16 protein-coding genes are annotated in these 17,548 nt (G+C 59.8%); 11 read left to right on the forward strand and 5 right to left on the reverse strand.

Features of this window, described 5'->3' with window-relative positions:
* Positions 1-10: 10 nt before the first annotated feature.
* A complete protein-coding gene (locus tag AC0TNJ_RS10405) occupies positions 11-658 on the reverse strand; it encodes an amino acid ABC transporter permease (RefSeq protein ID WP_122001213.1) in 648 nt (215 codons plus the stop codon).
* Between the two features lie 65 nt (positions 659-723).
* Positions 724-1,509 (reverse strand): ABC transporter substrate-binding protein, encoded by a 786-nt coding sequence (locus tag AC0TNJ_RS10410; RefSeq protein WP_176024815.1) that lies wholly within the window; start codon positions 1,507-1,509, stop codon positions 724-726.
* Between the two features lie 134 nt (positions 1,510-1,643).
* Between AC0TNJ_RS10410 and AC0TNJ_RS10415 the strand changes: the two genes are divergently transcribed.
* On the forward strand, positions 1,644-2,603 hold the full coding sequence (locus AC0TNJ_RS10415) for a LysR family transcriptional regulator (protein ID WP_473767692.1): 960 nt from the start codon (positions 1,644-1,646) through the stop codon (positions 2,601-2,603).
* Positions 2,604-2,638: 35 nt separating this feature from the next.
* Here the strand turns inward: AC0TNJ_RS10415 and AC0TNJ_RS10420 are convergent, their stop codons facing one another.
* Entirely contained in the window at positions 2,639-3,871 is a 1,233-nt protein-coding gene (locus tag AC0TNJ_RS10420; RefSeq protein ID WP_473771050.1) for an MFS transporter, read from the reverse strand.
* 123 nt (positions 3,872-3,994) lie between these two features.
* On the opposite strand from AC0TNJ_RS10420, the gene AC0TNJ_RS10425 reads away from it, so the two are divergent.
* Positions 3,995-4,588, forward strand: a complete 594-nt coding sequence (locus AC0TNJ_RS10425; RefSeq protein WP_122001217.1) for a TetR/AcrR family transcriptional regulator — start codon at positions 3,995-3,997, stop codon at positions 4,586-4,588.
* 1 nt (position 4,589) lies between these two features.
* Here AC0TNJ_RS10425 and AC0TNJ_RS10430 read toward each other — a convergent pair whose 3' ends face one another.
* The gene (locus AC0TNJ_RS10430) at positions 4,590-5,297 is read right to left on the reverse strand and encodes a DeoR family transcriptional regulator (protein WP_473771051.1); all 708 of its coding nucleotides are present in this window, start codon (positions 5,295-5,297) and stop codon (positions 4,590-4,592) included.
* 367 nt (positions 5,298-5,664) lie between these two features.
* Here AC0TNJ_RS10430 and AC0TNJ_RS10435 point away from each other — a divergent pair, with 367 nt between their 5' ends.
* The 8 genes from AC0TNJ_RS10435 (at position 5,665) to AC0TNJ_RS10470 (ending at position 15,746) form a co-directional block, all read left to right on the forward strand.
* Positions 5,665-6,711 carry an autoinducer 2 ABC transporter substrate-binding protein gene (locus tag AC0TNJ_RS10435; RefSeq protein ID WP_162997307.1) on the forward strand — a complete coding sequence of 349 codons (1,047 nt, stop codon included), beginning with the start codon at positions 5,665-5,667 and terminating at the stop codon, positions 6,709-6,711.
* 80 nt (positions 6,712-6,791) lie between these two features.
* Entirely contained in the window at positions 6,792-8,294 is a 1,503-nt protein-coding gene (locus AC0TNJ_RS10440; protein WP_473767696.1) for a sugar ABC transporter ATP-binding protein, read from the forward strand.
* Positions 8,295-8,305: 11 nt separating this feature from the next.
* Entirely contained in the window at positions 8,306-9,283 is a 978-nt protein-coding gene (locus AC0TNJ_RS10445; RefSeq protein WP_122000741.1) for an ABC transporter permease, read from the forward strand.
* A 13-nt stretch (positions 9,284-9,296) separates the two neighbouring features.
* Positions 9,297-10,295 carry an ABC transporter permease gene (locus tag AC0TNJ_RS10450; protein WP_473767697.1) on the forward strand — a complete coding sequence of 333 codons (999 nt, stop codon included), beginning with the start codon at positions 9,297-9,299 and terminating at the stop codon, positions 10,293-10,295.
* Between the two features lie 6 nt (positions 10,296-10,301).
* Entirely contained in the window at positions 10,302-11,384 is a 1,083-nt protein-coding gene (locus tag AC0TNJ_RS10455; protein ID WP_473771052.1) for an aldose 1-epimerase family protein, read from the forward strand.
* Between the two features lie 19 nt (positions 11,385-11,403).
* Entirely contained in the window at positions 11,404-12,348 is a 945-nt protein-coding gene (rbsK, locus tag AC0TNJ_RS10460; protein WP_473771053.1) for a ribokinase, read from the forward strand.
* 30 nt (positions 12,349-12,378) lie between these two features.
* A complete protein-coding gene (gene deoC / locus AC0TNJ_RS10465) occupies positions 12,379-13,338 on the forward strand; it encodes a deoxyribose-phosphate aldolase (protein ID WP_122000745.1) in 960 nt (319 codons plus the stop codon).
* Between the two features lie 11 nt (positions 13,339-13,349).
* Positions 13,350-15,746, forward strand: coding sequence for an aldehyde dehydrogenase family protein (locus tag AC0TNJ_RS10470; protein ID WP_473771054.1), 2,397 nt, complete (start codon positions 13,350-13,352; stop codon positions 15,744-15,746).
* Positions 15,747-15,786: 40 nt separating this feature from the next.
* Here AC0TNJ_RS10470 and AC0TNJ_RS10475 read toward each other — a convergent pair whose 3' ends face one another.
* A complete protein-coding gene (locus AC0TNJ_RS10475) occupies positions 15,787-16,323 on the reverse strand; it encodes a lipocalin family protein (protein WP_473771055.1) in 537 nt (178 codons plus the stop codon).
* A gap of 141 nt (positions 16,324-16,464) precedes the next feature.
* Between AC0TNJ_RS10475 and AC0TNJ_RS10480 the strand changes: the two genes are divergently transcribed.
* Complete coding sequence (locus AC0TNJ_RS10480) at positions 16,465-17,544, forward strand: ABC transporter ATP-binding protein (RefSeq protein ID WP_473771056.1); 1,080 nt, start codon at positions 16,465-16,467, stop codon at positions 17,542-17,544.
* Positions 17,545-17,548: the final 4 nt, after the last annotated feature.

Here is a 17,548-nt window from a genome sequence, read left to right on the forward strand (position 1 = left end):
CCGGTCCCCCTCACTGCGCCGCGAAACGCTTGTCGAGAAGATCGACCCCGCGCGCCACGACATAGATGATGATCATGTAAAGAACGGCGGCGACGCCGAAAATCTCGAACGGCTTGTAGGTCGAGCCGATGAAGCGCTGCGCGGTATAGGTCAGTTCAACCACCGAAATGGTGGAAACCAGCGCCGAGCCTTTCAAAAGGGCGATGGCGTTGACGCCGAGCGGGCGGATCATCAGCCGGGCGGCCTGCGGCAGCACGACGAGCCGCATGGTCTGGCCTCGCCCGAAGCCGATGGAGCGCGCCGCTTCGCTCTGGCCGCGATCCACGCTCTGGATTGCGCCCCGGATCGATTCCGACATGTAGGCGCCGATATTCAGCCCGAGCCCGATGACGCCCGCGGCAAACGGCTCCAGATTGATGCCGATCTGCGGACCGCCAAAATAGAGGATGAATAGCTGGACAAGGCATGGCGTGCCGCGAAAGACGCTGACATAGGCAGCCGCCAACCCGCGCAGAATGGGGGAGCGCGACAGGCGCGCTGCCACAAGCAATGCTGCCACTGCAAGGCCAAGGATCAGGGCCAGCGCGGAAATTTGCACAGTCACCCATGCCGCCTCCAGAAAAAACGGGAGGACGCGCTGCATCAACGCAAAATCCATCGGAAAACTCCGGTCAATCGGTTCTCAACCGGCCCGGACATATGCCGGGCCGGGATGACGACAGATCAGCGAATGTCGCTGCCGACCCATTCCATCGAGATTTTCTCGTAGGTGCCGTCGGCCATGATCTCGTCGAGAGCCTTCTGCATGGCTGCCTTCAGCTCCGGATTGTTCTTGCGGATGGCAATGCCGATGGCCACGCTGCCGCCTTCAATGTCCGGTGTATCAAGCTTGCGGACCTTCTGCCCGGTTTCCTTGATCGCCACCATGACCGGGATATTATCAACGACGATGGCGTCGACGCGGCCCGAATTCAGTTCGAGCATCAGTTCCGGCAAGCCCTTATAGGTGCGAATGGTCCAGCCGCCCTGCTCCCGCGCCCATTTCTCATGGGTTTCGCCAAGCGTCACGCCCAGCGTCTTGCCCTTGAGATCGTCAAGCTTCTGAACGGCGGAATCTTCCTTCACGAAAACCGCGCGGCCCGCGTGATAATAGGGTCCGACGAAGTCCACCGCCTTCTCGCGTTCCGGCGTGATGGTCATGGAGCCGACGACCGTATCGAACTTGCCTGCACGAAGACCCGCGACGATACCGTCCCAGGCCGTGGTGATGAGCTGCGGCTTCAACTTCATGCGCTCGGCAATCGCCGAACCAATGGACGCATCGAAGCCCACGACCTCGTTCTTCTCGTTGACGAAATTGAACGGCGGGTACTGGCCGCTCATGGCGATCTTGAGTTCTCCCGATGCCTTGATCTTTTCAAGATCATCCGCCTGTGCAGGCGCAACCGCGAAGACTGCGGTGGCGGCAATAGCGGCGGCGGCAATGAAACCCGTGAATTTGCTAAACATGTTGTTCCCGACTTCCTCTTGTTGTTTTTCTTGAGGCTTGTTTCTGCCCCTCAATATTCATGATTGCTTTTATGGATGCATTTCGCAAATAGATAATGGGAATGGATCACATAGATTTCATGAATGGATAAACCATGTCGTTGCATCGCCCCGAACGCCTTGTCTGGGATCTGGACTGGAACCTGCTGCGCAGTTTCGTGGTGATCGCGGAGGTGAAAAGCATCACCCGCGCCGCCGAACGTCTCAACCTCAAACAGCCGAGCGTGAGCAATGCCTTGCGCCGTCTGGAAGACCGCATCGGCCAACGGCTGGTGGAGCGTGACGCCACCCATTTCGAACTGACGGAAGTCGGAAAGCTGCTCTATGAACAGAGCATTGAGGTCTTCGGCGCCATTTCGCAATTGCCGCAGCTGGTGCGCGGGGTGGGAGATGACGTGACCGGTCATGTTACCATATCGGTCGCAAGCCACATTATCTCGCCGATCTTCGATCAGGCGCTTGCTCTCTTCCACGAACAGCATCCCCGCGCGACCCTGACGATCAACGTATCCGCCAGCACTGAAGTCGCCCGGCTGGTACGGGAGAAGCGCGCTTCGTTCGGTCTGGGGCTGGTGAGCAATCGCGATCCAGCGCTGGACTACACCATGGTCTATCGGGAGTTCTTCGGCTTTTTCTGCGGGCCTCGCCACCGCATGTTCGGCCAGTCGGGACTGACGCTCGCCGATCTGAAGGGAGAACCCTCGGTGTCGTTCCAGACCGACCATATTGCCGACGCGTTGCGCCCTGTGGCCTTGCTGCGCAGCGAGGCGCGGCTTTCGCCGGAGGTGGTCGGCACGTCATCGAGCCTTGAGGAAGTGCGCCGGATGATCATCACCGGCCTTGGCATCGGCCCGCTGCCGCTGCATGTGGCGCGACGCGAGATCGATGACGGTCTTCTCTGGCGGCTGCCGCCCTATGAAAACCCTCCGGCAATCGATGTTTTCCTGATCCACAATCCGGAAACCAATCTCAACAAGGCGGAGAAGGCCATGCTGGCCGGATTAAAGGGACTGATTGCCTCCACGCCGCTGGAAGAGCGTATCTACGGCGATTGACGAGCGGGGGGGGGGGGCCCCACTCGCCTATAGGTTTATTCCGCCGGTTCTGCTGCGCATAGCGCATCGCATTCGGCGGTTTCCCCCGTAGCGGACAGGTTTGCCTGACCAAGCGCGACGATGGCCATTGCGCTGAGGCTCGCCACGACCGAAACCCAGAAGCCGTTTGCTGCGCCGAAATTGTCGACCACCCAACCGGAAACAAACGCACCGAACGCCATCCCGATACCAATGCCGGTCATGACCCAGGTTATGCCTTCGGTCAGCATCGTCTCAGGCACGCGGCGTTCGATGAGGCCGAAGGCGGTAATGAAAGTCGGAGAAATCGCAACACCGCTGACGAACACCGCCGTTGCCAGAAGCACGGTCGATGTACCCGCGAACGGGAGTGGCAATGCCGTCAGCGCCAGCACGCTGACCGCAATCAGTAACTGGCGTTGCAATGGAATGCGGATCGACAATGCGCCAAGCGTTATCCCCACAAGAAACGAACCAATCGCATAGACACCGATGACGATGCTGGCTGCGCCGGGCTGGCCAAGCTCACGCGTGATCGCCACCGCGCTGACTTCAGCCGTCGCAAAGGTCGAGCCGACGAAAACCAGCGCCAGCGTGATGATCTGAACGGGACGCGACCAAATCGCGGAACGTTGCGGATTGTTGAGGTCGAGCGCGCGCACCGGCGGCTCGCTGGAACGCTGAAGCAGGAAGGCAACCGTACCCACGGCTAGGAAAGCCGTGCTGATAAGCATTCCCGCTTCCGGAAACAGCGAAACCGCCAAGGCCACGGAAAGGGAAGCACCCGAAATATAGACCAGCTCATCCGCCGCCGATTCAAACGCAAAAGCCGTGTTCAGTTCAGGACGGTTGCGGAAAATTTCCGTCCATCTTGCCCGCACCATGGCCGGAATGCTGGGCATGGCACCGGCAAAGAATGCCGAGAGGAACAGGGTCCAGTTTGCCCAGCCCTGATTTGTGGCCAAGATCAGGAGGACGAAAGCTATCACCGAAACGACTGTAGCAGGCATGATGATACGGCTTTGCCCGTAACGATCAACGAGCCGTGAAATCTGCGGCGACAAGAACGCATTCGTCAGCGCGAAAGTCGCCGAAACGGCGCCCGCCAGCCAATATTCGCCACGGGTCTGCGCAAGCATGGCCACGATGCCGACCGGCACCATCGCGAAAGGAAGCCGGGCGAAAAAGGCAGCCGCCGAAAAACCGATAGCGCCCGGAGCGCTGAAAATCTCTCTGTATGGATTGGACATCGGAGTAGGTCCTTGAAAGGGGGAAATTGCATCACTTGCATACGGTCCGTATGTTAATTAAATAATTGATACGCGGCGTATGTCAACTAATATACGCGGCGTATCTGAATAAATGGAGCCGCCATGCGTAAACCCCGAAGCGAGATGATTGCCGAAACAAGGACGAAGCTGATGGCGGCGGGCCGCAAGGCCTTCGGCACCGTTGGTTACACGGAGGCTTCGATGGATGATTTCACCGCCTCCGCCGGGCTGACACGCGGCGCGCTCTATCATCATTTCGGCGACAAGAAGGGTCTTTTGCAGGCCGTGATCAACGAAATCGATTGCGAGATGGCCGCAAGGCTATGCACGATTTCCGCGAAGGCGCCCAACCGGTGGCAGGCCTTTGTCGACGAGAATGTCGCCTATATCGAAATGGCGCTTGAGCCTGAAATCCAGCGCATCATGTTTCGCGACGGACCGGCGGTGTTCGGCGATCCGTCCTGCTGGCCGAGCGCCAATGGCTGTATCCGCACCATCACCACAAGCCTCGATGCCTTGCGTGAGGAAGGCGTCATCGTCGATATCGATTCGGAGGCCGCCGCACGGCTGATCAATGCGGCCAGCAGCAGCGCGGCGCAATGGATCGCCAATTCAGACGATCCCCAGGCCACCTCGAAGCGGGCGGTCAAGGCATTCCGGACGCTTCTGGAAGGCCTGTTGAAGCGGGAGGGTTGAGCTAGCCCGAGACGATCGAGGTGAAATCAGCCATGCCCGCGAAACGGGCGGCGCGAACCTTGCCATATTTGCTCTTGTCGATGACAAGATGTTTTTCGACGGCGCGCTGCATGGCCATCTGCTTGATCGGTACTTCGTGAAAATGCGAGCACGTGACCCCGTGCTGCTCATCGACACCGCCAGCCGACAGAAAAGCCTTGTTGATGTTGACGCGCTTCAGGACATCGATCCCCTCGTCGCCCGAAAACGATGCCGCCTCCGGGTGGTAGAGCCCGCCCAGAACGATGAGGCGCACATCGCTGCGCTGCGACAGGATTTCGGCGATGTTGAGCGCGTAGCAGACGACCGTAATATGCTGGTTCTGCGGGATGCGGTAAGCCAGATGGGGCATCGTGGTGCCGCAATCGATGAAAACCGTGTCATAAGGTTCGATCAACGCGGCTGCTGCGGCACAAGCCTGCGCTTTTGCATTGGCATGGCTGTCCTTTTCAAAATCAAAGACATAGTCGCCGTTCGCGCCATCTTGTGTAGGAATAATGTAACCACCCAAACAATTGAGCGCACCGCCATCGCTGCCTATATCGCGGCGGATCGTCATTTCAGAAACGCCAAGACGCGCTGCCGCATCGCGCAGACGAAGCACGCCAACTTCATCGACCAGTGCCGCCAGTTCGGCGATCCGCTCTTCTTTCCGGCTGATTCTGCTCAAGCTGTCCCCATTTCCTGCAATCTGATCACCCGTTTATATGTCCGTGACATTTCACGCAATTGCGATCATCCGACCTTGACAGGTCGAACACAAATGTGAAACGATCCAAACATAATGATCGGATTGTAACATTATAATTCGCATTGTTGGGAGGATATGACAACAGGGTTTTGCGCGCGCCGGACAGAATTCCGTTCGCAGCGTCAAACAGGCGGGAAAGCAGATTGATTTCGCCCGGCAGGGAAGCCGGGCTTGGAGGAGAACGCCGACGCACTCACCGTTCCTGAGATGCGTCGGCGTAGCAACAGTTGTGCCTGTCTGAGCCATCCAAGGCAGACGGCCAGGAATTCCCAGGGAGGAAAAACCGGTGAAAAAATTTCTAGCATCCGTGGCGATTGCCATGTCCGTTGCCGTTCCGAACGCTTTTGCGGAGAGCGTCGTTGATACGTCGAAGATCAACAAGGAACTCATCACCACGGCCAACGACAAGAAGTACACCATCGCGACAGTTGTGAAGGTGGACGGCATTGCATGGTTCGACCGCATGCGCGACGGCGTCGACCAGTTCAAGGCCGATACCGGCAATGACGTCTGGATGGTCGGTCCGAGCCAGGCGGACGCCGCGGCGCAGGTGCAGATCGTCGAAAACCTGATCGCACAGGGCGTGGACGCCATTGCCATCGTGCCGTTCTCGGTTGAAGCCGTGGAGCCGGTTCTGAAAAAGGCGCGCGAGCGCGGCATCGTGGTCATCAGCCACGAGGCATCCAACATCCAGAATGTCGACTACGACATCGAAGCCTTCGACAACAAGGCTTACGGCGCCAACCTCATGAAAGAACTCGGCAAGTCGATGGGCGGCAAGGGCAAATATATCGCCACTGTCGGCGGACTGACCGCCAAGTCGCAGATGGAATGGATCGACGGCGCCGTCGAATACCAGAAGGCCAACTTCCCGGAAATGGAAGAAGCGACCGGCCGCCTCGAAACCTATGACGATGCCAATACCGACTATAACAAACTCAAGGAAGCGATGACCGCCTATCCGGATATCAAGGGCATTCTCGGCGCGCCGATGCCGACTTCTGCCGGTGCCGGACGCCTGATCGCCGAAGGCGGTCTCAAGGGCAAGGTCTTCTTCGCGGGCACGGGCCTCGTCTCGGTGGCTGGCGAATATCTGAAGAACGACGACATCCAGTACATCCAGTTCTGGGACCCTGCGGTTGCGGGCTACGCCATGAACATGCTGGCGGTCGCCGCGCTTGAGAAGAAGAACGACCAGATCAAGGCCGGTCTCAATCTGGGCCTGCCGGGCTATGAAAGCCTGCTTGCGCCGGACGCTGCCAGGCCGAACCTGCTCTATGGCGCAGGCTGGGTCGGCGTGACCAAGGAAAACATGGATAAGTACGACTTCTGATATCCATGGAGGTTGGATGGGAGGGGTTCCCCGGCCCCTTCCGCCCGACCAAACGCATTCCAGCCTTGCACGAGGCCCCAATGAGTGAAAATCTGATCGAACTGCGCCATATCGGAAAACGCTTCGGTGGCGTCAGGGCGCTGGACGATGTTTCGTTTGCCATCAAGCCCGGCGAAATCCACTGCCTGGCAGGCGAGAACGGCTCCGGTAAATCCACCATCATAAAGGTCATGTCGGGCGTCTACACGCCTGAGGACGGCGAGATACTGATCGACGGCAAGCCGGTCGGCAAGCTCGATCCGGTCAAGTCCGTTCATCACGGCATTCAGGTGATCTATCAGGATTTCTCGCTGTTCGGAAACCTGACCGTTGCCGAAAATCTGGCCATCAATACTTTTCTCATCGAAGGCCGCAAGGGCGTCGACTGGAAGCGCGTGCGCGAACTGGCGCAGAAGGCGCTGGACAGGCTTGGCGTCAGCATCGACCTCGACGCGGATGTGGACAGCCTGCCGACATCGGGCAAGCAGATCGTGGCGATTGCGCGCGCCGTCATGGCTGACGCCCGCCTCATCATCATGGACGAACCGACAACCGCACTGACGCGGCATGAAGTCGACGCGCTGTTCAAGATCGTGCGCGATATTCAGGCGCAGGGCATCGCCGTGCTCTTTGTCAGCCACAAGATGCGCGAGATGCTGGAAATCAGCGAAAGGCTGACCGTCTTCCGCAATGGCAAGAAAGTTGCCGAAGGCCCGATTTCCGATTTCGACGAGCCGTCGATCACCCGCGCCATGACCGGTCAGGAACTTACGTCGGACCATTATCACTGGACCCCGCGCGAGGGCGCTTCGGCCAGTCCGACGCTTGAAATCACCAATCTTTCCGTTCCCGGTTCCGTGGAAAATGCCAGCCTCACCCTGCATGCGGGCGAGATCGTCGGCATATCCGGGCTGATCGGCTCGGGCCGCACGGAACTGGCGCTGGCGCTCTTCGGCATGAAGCCGGATTTCACCGGCACCGTGCATATCGACGGCAAGCAGGTCCACCCGAAAACCGTGCAGGAAGGGATTGCCTGCGGCGTCGCCTATGTGCCGGAAGACCGTCTGACGGAAGGCCTGTTCCTGACGCAATCGATCGAGCGCAACATCATCGTCACCTCGATCGAGAAATTCGTGCGTGGTCTCTTCATCGACCGCGGACAAGCCGATGCCACCACCCGCGACATGTTTTCCGCAATGCACATCGTCGCCCCCGGTCCGCATACGCCGGTCAATCACCTCTCAGGCGGCAACGCGCAGCGCGTGGTGCTGGCGCGCTGGCTTCTGACGGGCGCGAAAGTGCTGATCCTCAACGGGCCGACCGTCGGCGTCGATGTCGGTTCCAAGGCGCAGATCCACAACATCATCCGCAAGCTCGCGCGCGATGAAGGGCTGGCCGTCCTGATGATTTCCGACGACGTGCCCGAGCTGGTGCAGAACTGCAATCGCGTGCTGGTGATGCATCGCGGACGTTTCGTCGATGAGCTTTCCGGTGAAACCATGACCGAAGATGCCGTCAATGACCGGCTCAAGACGCTGAATTGAGGAACCGGCACATGAAATTCTTCCGCAGTACCGAATTCATCATTGCCTGCGTTCTGTTCGCGGCGATGGTCATTATCGGCCTCATCAATCCGGCATTCTGGTCTCTGGACAACATCTTCGGCCTTCTGCGCTCCAATGTCGTGATCGGCATCATGGCGCTTGGCGTTCTGCTGGTGATGATTTCCGGCGGCATCGATGTTTCCTTCACCGCCTTTGCCATCGCGGCCATGTATCTGACCGTCCGCGCCATGGTCTATCTCGGCTATGACGGCGTGTTTATTCCGTTTGTGGCGGCAACGCTGATCGGCCTGCTGCTCGGCGCATTCAACGGCTTCATCATCCATCGCTTCAAGATGATCCCGCTGATCGTGACGCTCGGCACCGGCTCCATCGTGCGCGGGCTGGTGCTGGGCCTTGTCGGCACCAGCATCGTCAACATCAACAAGATGCCGAAGGAACTGATCGAGTTCGGCAAGACAGACGTGATCTCACTGACATCGGCTTCCGGCACGGCATTCGGCCTGACGGCAATGTTCGTCGTCTATCTGGCGCTGGCGCTGCTGATCCACCTGATCCTCAACCATACGATGATCGGACGCAGCGTTTATGCCTATGGCGGATCGCCGGAAGCGGCAAAGCGCGTCGGCTTCAACACCCGCCGCACGATCTTCTTCGTCTACTGCGTCGCCGGGGCGCTCGCAGGCTTCGCGGGGCTTCTGCATTCCTCGATGATCTGGCTTGCCAATCCGCGCGATTTCGTCGGGCTGGAGCTGGACGTGATCGCAGCCGTGGTTCTGGGTGGCGCATCGATCTTCGGCGGGCGCGGCACGGTTCTCGGCACGCTGATGGGCGTCTTCATGCTCGTCATGGTCAAGAACTCGCTCATCATCATGAAGGTGGACACCACATGGCAGCGCGTCGTCGTGGGTCTCATCATCATCGTGGCCACCGCCATCACCGCATGGCGCGACCGCAAAAGCATAGCCTGAGGAGACAAGCGACATGAAACAGTCATTCGACATGCGCCGCATCCTTGGCGGAGACAACAACATCATCCAGCTCATCGTCATCACCGTGCTGGTCTTCGCGCTGATGACCTGGATGAACCCGGACAAGTTCCTGCGCTATTACAACTTCGAATCCATCAGCTACATCATGCCGGAGCTTGGCATCCTCTCCATCGCCATGATGATTGCCATGCTGACGGGGGGCATCGATCTTTCTGTGGTGGGTATCGCCAATCTGGCGGGCATCGTCGCGGGCGTCTATTTCCACTCCTCCATGGTGCAGGCGGCACAGGCTTCCGGTTCGGGAATGCTGTTCTACACCATCATCGGCATATTGCTTGCACTGCTGGTCGGGCTTGTGTCGGGGCTGGTCAACGGCCTTCTGATCGCCCGGCTGCGCATCACGCCGATCCTCGCCACGCTCGGCACCGGACAGGTGCTGATGGGGCTTGCCCTGGTTCTGACCGGCGGGCCTGCCATCGTCGGTTTTCCCGATGCGTGGAACTGGGTCGGCAACGGCAAGCTGTTCGGCATCGCCACGCCTTTCCTGCTGTTCATCGCGGTGTGCATCCTCGTGGCAATCCTGCTGACGCGCACGACGCTTGGCATCAATCTTATGCTGATCGGCACCAACCCGCGGGCGGCCGTCTTTGCCGGTATCCGCAAGGAGCGCATGGTCCTCTATTCCTACATGCTGACCGGCGTGCTCGCCTCCATAGCCGGGATCATCCTCTCGGGCCGCACCAACGCCGCCAAGTCGGACTACGGCGCATCCTACCTGCTGCAAGCCGTGCTGATCGCCGTTCTCGGCGGCACCAATCCGGCAGGCGGCAAGGGGCGGGTGCTGGGCATCGCCATCGCGCTGGTGGCACTGATGCTGCTTTCCTCCGGCTTTCAGATGATGCGGTTCTCCAACCACCTCATCGATTTCATCTGGGGCGCTTTCCTCATTCTCGTCATCGCGATCAACGCATCGCGCAATCAGGGCAGGTGATCCCTTATGCAGGACATCGAGTTTCATCTTCGCCGTCAGGATTTTGTCCAACAGCCGCATGTGATCGCCAACACCTATGGCCTCAGCGTCACCGCCTTTCGTTATCCAAGCGGCATTGAGGCGCTGCTGGTCGAGAACGAACGCGGCAACATCATCGTGCTGCCCTTCATGGGCCAGATGATCTGGGGCGCGGAATTCGACGGCGTGGACCTTACCATGGGCAACAGCTTCTCCATGCCGCGCCCGGCAACCACCATCGTCGAGACCTATGGCTGCTTTGCATTCCACAGCGGCATCCTGCGCAATGGCTGTCCTTCGCCTCAGGATAATCATCTTCTGCATGGCGAAATGGCCTGTGCGAAAATGGACAAGGCCGGTCTTCTGTTTGGCCAGGACGAGCGCGGCGCCTTTGTCGAAATTACCGGCGAATATGAATATGTGATGGGCTTCGGCGCGCATTATCTGGCACGGCCGAGCGTGCGGCTTCATGCCGACGAAACGCTGTTCGACATCACCATGGACGTGGAGAACCTTTCATCCGCCCCGATGGAGCTGATGTATATGTGCCACGTCAATTTCGCCTATGCGGAAGGCGCGCGGATCGTGCAGCCGGTGCCCTATACGCCGGATCACGTGCAGGTGCGCACCGCCGTTCCGGGCCATGTTACGCCCAACGACGATTACCTTTCGCTGATCGATGAACTGGCCGCCGATCCGGCCGCGATGGAAGTGCTGGACGAGCCGGAGCGCTACGATCCCGAGCAGGTCTTCTATATTCGCGGCCTGCCGGAAGATGCCGACGGCAACACGCATCTGATGATGCAGCTTCCCGAGGGCGACGGTTTCGGCATTTCCTACCCGACCGACATCTTCCCCAAGACCGTGCGCTGGATTCTTGTGAACGGGGACGCTCAGGTAGCAGCCTTTGCCCTCCCCTCGACCTGCGAGCCGGAAGGCTATCTGGCCGAAAAAGCCAAGAACAATGTGCGGCTGCTGGCGCCGGGCGAGCGCGCCGTTTTCCCCGTGCGCGTCGGCTATCTCGATACGACAGCCGCCGAACGGTTTGAAGCCACGATCAAGGCACTCTGACATTTCAAAGGAACGTCTCATGACCAGAAAGATCGGAGTGGTCGGCTCCAACATGGTGGACCTCATCACCTATGTGAACCGCATGCCCGGCCCCGGCGAAACGCTGGAAGCGCCGACATTTGAAATCGGCTGCGGAGGCAAGGGCGCCAATCAGGCGGTAGCTGCCGCGCGCCTTGGCGCGGATGTAATGATGGTCACGCGCGTGGGCGACGATATTTTCGCCGACAACACCATCCGCAACCTGAACGAGTTCGGCGTCGATACGCGCCATGTGCGCAAGGTGCCCGGCAAGTCGAGCGGCGTCGCCCCCATTTTCGTCGAACCGTCCGGCGAAAACTCGATCCTGATCGTCAAGGGCGCCAATGCCGATCTTCTGCCCGCCGAAGTCGACAAGGCGGCCGGCGATCTGAAAGCTTGCGGCCTCATCTTGATGCAGATGGAAGTTCCGGTCGAGACCGTCTACCATACCATCGCCTTTGCCGCCGAAAACGGCATTGAAACCATTTTGAATCCTGCGCCTGCCGCTGCCGATCTCGATCCCGAGTTGATCCGGCAGGTGACCTTTCTCGTGCCGAACGAGAGCGAATTGGCAATTCTCTCCGGCCTGCCGACCGGCACGGATGACGAAATCGTCACCGCAGCGCGCTCGCTCATCGCGCGCGGCATCCGCACCGTCATCGTTACGCTTGGCGGGCGCGGCGCGCGCATGATTACGGCAAGCGAAATCGTCAATATTCCGCCGGTCAAGGTCACGCCGAAGGATACGACCGGCGCAGGCGACGCCTTTATCGGCTCCTTTGCCCGCTTTTATGCCGAAACCGGCGATATGGAAGCCTCGCTTCGCAAAGCGGCCCTTTATGCAGCCCATTCCATCACCCGACCCGGCACGCAGAAGGCCTATGCCAGCCGGGAAGAATTCGAAACGTTCTGCCGCGATCACGCCCCCTCGACCGAATGCGCCTGATCGCAACTGAACCCATGAACGGACAATGAAATGACCGAAGCCCTCCCCCGCAATAACGGGACACCGCTCAAGCCGGAATGGTTTGAGGACGTGTCCGTCAATCGCAGTGCGTCCGAGCGCCGCGCCGCCACGATCAGCGCTCGCCGTTCGGTGAAGAAGGAATATCAGGCCGCGTGGCTCATCCGCGCCATTCAGTGCATCGACCTGACGACGCTTGCGGGCGATGATACGGCGGGCCGCGTACGCAGGCTCTGCGCCAAGGCGCGCCGCCCGGTGCGCGAGGATATTCTGGAAGCGCTGGGCCTCGCGGATGCAGGCATCACCACCGGCGCGGTCTGCGTTTATCCGACCATGGTTCCGCACGCTGTCAAGGCGCTTGAAGGTTCCGGCATTCCGGTCGCCTCGGTAGCGACCGGCTTTCCCGCCGGTTTGACGCCGTTGCCGCTTCGCCTTGCCGAAATCACCTATGCGGTGGGTGAGGGCGCGCATGAAATCGACATTGTGATTACCCGCGAGCATGTGCTGACGCAGAACTGGTCAGCCCTCTATGACGAGATTGCAGCCATGCGCGAAGCCTGCGGCGACGCGCATATGAAGGCGATCCTCGCCACCGGCGATCTCAACACACTGACCAATGTCTATCGCGCTTCGATGGTGGCGATGCAGGCAGGCTCGGATTTCATCAAGACCTCGACCGGCAAGGAAGACGTCAACGCCACCTTGCCCGTAAGCCTGACCATGGTGCGGGCACTGCGCGATTATGGGGAGCTTTCCGGCCAGAGCGTCGGCTTCAAGCCTGCGGGCGGGCTCAAGACCGCCAAGGATGCGCTCGCCTGGCTGACGCTGATGAAGGAAGAACTTGGGCTTCGCTGGCTGGAGCCTGATCTGTTCCGCATCGGCGCATCGTCGATGCTCGGCGATATCGAACGGCAATTGGAGCACTTCGTGACCGGACGCTACTCCGCCGCCAACCGTCACGCTGCTGCATAAGGAATTCCAGAATGCGACCCATCAAGGACATTCTCAAGACCATGGAATACGGACCTTCCCCCGAAGCAAACGGCGATGTGAACCTGTGGCTGGAACAGCATGGCCGCTGTTTCGGCCACTATATCAACGGTGCATTCGTCAAACCGGAAGGCCGCAAGGCGATTGCCGTCGCCAATCCGGCCAGCGGCGACAAGCTCGCTGAAATCATCTGCGGCAATGCGGAAGATGTCGATCAGGCCGTGAAAGCCGCGCGCGCGGCTTTCGGCAAATGGTCGAAACTCTCCGGCGATGAGCGCGCCAAATATCTCTATGCCATCGCCCGCCATATCCAGAAGCGCGAACGCTTTCTGGCCGTGCTGGAAACCATGGACAATGGCAAGCCGATCCGCGAAACCCGCGATATCGACATTCCGCTCGCCGCCCGCCATTTCTACCATCATGCGGGCTGGGCCGAGATGGCAGAAGATGAGTTCAAGGGCTTTTCGCCGGTCGGCGTCTGCGGTCAGGTGATCCCATGGAACTTTCCGCTTCTCATGCTTGCCTGGAAGATCGCGCCAGCACTTGCCGCCGGTAACACGGTGGTGCTGAAGCCTGCCGATCTGACGCCGCTTTCGGCCATTGCCTTTGCTGAAATCTGCCATGAAGTCGGCCTGCCTGCCGGTGTCGTCAACATCGTGCAGGGCGACGGCACCACGGGCGCGGAAATCTGCGGCCATGACGGCGTGGACAAGGTGGCCTTCACCGGTTCCACACAGGTTGGCCGCGTCATCCGCGAACAGATTGCCGGATCGGGCAAAAAGCTGTCGCTGGAACTGGGCGGAAAATCGCCCTTCATCGTGTTTGAAGACGCCGATCTCGATGCCGCCGTCGAAGGCGTGGTCGATGCGATCTGGTTCAATCAGGGCGAAGTGTGTTGCGCCGGTTCGCGCCTGCTGGTGCAGGAAGGCATTGCCGACCGCTTCTATGCCAAGCTCAGAAAGCGCCTGGAAAGCCTGCGTGTTGGCGATCCGCTCGACAAATCCACCGATGTCGGCGCTATCGTCTCCCCCGGTCAGGTGAAGCGCATTTCCGATCTGGTCCAGAAGGGCATCGAGGAAGGCGGCGAACTGTGGCAGACGCCGAACCCGCTTCCGACAAAGGGCAATTATATTGCGCCCGGCTTCTTCACCGGGGTGGATCAGGCCTCGACTGTCTGTCAGGTGGAAATCTTCGGGCCGATTGCGGCAGCGACGACGTTCCGTACTCCGGATGAAGCCGTCTCTCTGGCCAACAATACACGTTATGGGCTTGCCGCGTCGATCTGGTCTGAAAACATCAATGTCGCGCTTGATCTTGCAGCGCGGGTGAAGGCTGGTGTCGTCTGGATCAACTGCACCAATATGCTGGATGCGGGCGCAGGCTTCGGCGGCTACCGCGAAAGCGGCTTCGGTCGCGAAGGCGCGCGCGAGGGCATGTACGAATACCTCGTTTCCGACTGGGAAAAGGCACTCCCTTCGGCCAAGGTTGCGGAAGCCTTCGTGCCATCGGCATTGCCCTCCGGTGATGACAAGATCGCCGTCGACGGCATCGACCGGACAATGAAGAACTATATTGGCGGCAAGCAAGCGCGCCCGGATGGCGGCTACAGCTATTCAGTCATCGGCAAGGGCGGCGCGGTCATCGGTCAGGCTGGCATCGGCAACCGCAAAGACATCCGCAACGCGGTGGAAGCGGCGACCAAAGCCGGAAGCTGGGGCGCAGCAACAGCCCATAACCGGGCGCAGGTGCTCTATTATCTTGGCGAAAACCTTGATGCCCGCCGCGCGGATTTCGTGGCACGGCTGATCGAAAGCACCGGCGTCAACGAGAAAAAGGCGGAAGAGGAATTTGAAGCCTCACTGCGCCGCATCTTCTATTATGCCGCGCAGGCCGACAAGTTCGATGGTGCGGTGCACTCCACCAAGTCGCGCCATGTAACGCTGGCGATGAATGAACCGTGGGGCGTGATGGGCGTCGTCTGCCCGGACGAAGCGCCACTTCTCTCCCTCGTTTCGCTCGTGCTTCCCGCCATCGCCATGGGCAACCGGACTGTGGTGGTGCCCTCGAGCCGCCATCCGCTGATCGCAGGCGATTTCTATCAGGTGCTCGACACGTCCGACGTGCCGGGCGGCGTGGTCAATATCGTCACCGGAGAGCGCGACCTTCTGACGAAGACGCTGGCCGAACACGACGATGTTGCGGCTATCTGGTATTTTGGCTCACGCGAGGGCAGCGCGATGGTCGAGAAGGCTTCTGCCGGCAATCTCAAGGCCACCTGGGTCGGCAATGGCCGTGTCCCCAACTGGCTTAACAAGGCCGACGGACAGGGCCGTGATTATCTGCGCCGGGCCATTCAGGTGAAGAATATCTGGGTGCCTTACGGAGCATAAAAGCTGAAAGGCCCGCTTCGGCGGGCCTTTTGCTGAGCATTTACTGTGGCACCCACAGAATGGCGTCCGGATTAATCCCGAGCAGCAGCGCCTGCGCAACCGCGCGCGCCTTCAACTCTTGGCTTGCTTCCGGATCGCGCGACAGCACCCAGAAGTAACTGCGCGTAGAACCGACGACAATCGACCACTGATAGCCCCCTTCGTCGATATCAACGATATTGTAGCCGCCATAGAACGGCCCGAAGAAGGAAACTTTCAGCGCGCCTTCGTCGGGAGACAGGACAAAACGCGCGGTCCCGGTGGCTTGCGTCCAGCGTCCTTTCCACGGATCGAATCCGCGATTGACCACTTTGACCGTTTGATCGGGATTCAAGGAATATTCCGCAGTCGTGCGGGTCAGGCCGCGCTCAAAACGGTTTTCAAGCCGCCCCACTTCGTACCACTTGCCGAGATAGCGTGTGAGATCGAAGGGGTTAACAGGAACTATTCCCGGCGGAATTTGCGGCGAACTTGCCCGTGTCAGCGCGTATCCCACCGCCAATCCCGTCAGGCCGAGGGCGAGTTTTCCAATTCTCATCGTTTTCCCTTCCTTTGCAGCATGAAGAGAAAAACCGATGCCTAGGCGATTGGTTCCCACAGCAGGCAGGACGCCCCGCAACGTCATCCAACTGTCACGCAATCCGAATAAAAGCTCCCAAGTCATTTGGATTGCGGGAAAATGTTACACTCCTCTAATATAAAAGCGGATATTGCCGTTCGGGCAGAGGGGCTGAATCTTGCCTACGGTCCGGCCACGATATTGAAAAATATCGATCTTTCACTGCCGCGAGGACAGACGCTCGCCCTGCTGGGGCCGTCCGGTTGCGGCAAGACCACCCTGCTTCGTCTCGTCGCCGGTCTTCTCGCTCCAACGAAGGGATCGATCACAATCAACGGCATCACCGTTGCAGATGCCGCGACGGGCACCTTCGTCCCGCCTGAAAAGCGGCACCTCGGCATGGTGTTTCAGGATTATGCGCTCTGGCCGCATATGACCGTTTTCGGCAATGTATCCTTTCCGCTCGAAATGCGCGGACTTGGTCGCACCGAGCGGGAAAAGCGCGTTGCCTCAGCGCTCGCCCGCGTTGGCCTCGCCGGGTTCGGCGAGCGTGCGATCAGCGATATGTCGGGCGGCCAGCAGCAGCGTGTCGCCATTGCCCGCGCCATCGTTGCCGAACCGGGACTGGTCCTGTTCGACGAGCCGCTTTCCAATCTCGACCGGGAACTGCGCGAAAACATGGTCACCGAGATCGGGCAGCTTGTGGCCAATCTGGGCCTGACCGCGATCTATGTCACCCACGACCAGAGCGAGGCATTTTCGCTCGCCGATCAGGTGGCTGTCATGCGCGCCGGTGTGATCGAGCAACTGGCGGCACCTGAGGCGCTTGTCGCCGAACCCGCCACGCCGGAGGTTGCCGATTTCCTGCGGCTCGGTTGTGTCGTGCCAGTCGACCAGCGCGACAATGCCTACAAGATCGCGCGCACCGAAATCCACATCGCCCACGGGTCCGCCGCCGGACAGGCAACGCATGTGCTGTTGCCGTCACGCTCCGTGCGCAGCGTTCCCCATCACGAAGCAGCAATTCCCGCGACCGTGCTGCGCTCGCAGTTTCGCGGTGACGGTCATCTGACCACAGTGCGCATCGGTTCTGAGCAGGACGGTCACGAACTGACCTATCTCGACAGCATCCGCCTTTCACCCGGCGTTCCGGTCGGTATTTCGGTCGATGCCAATCAGCTCCGCTGGTTCTCGAAATAAGACC

It is taken from the genome of Ochrobactrum sp. PL_is483 (assembly GCF_055816855.1).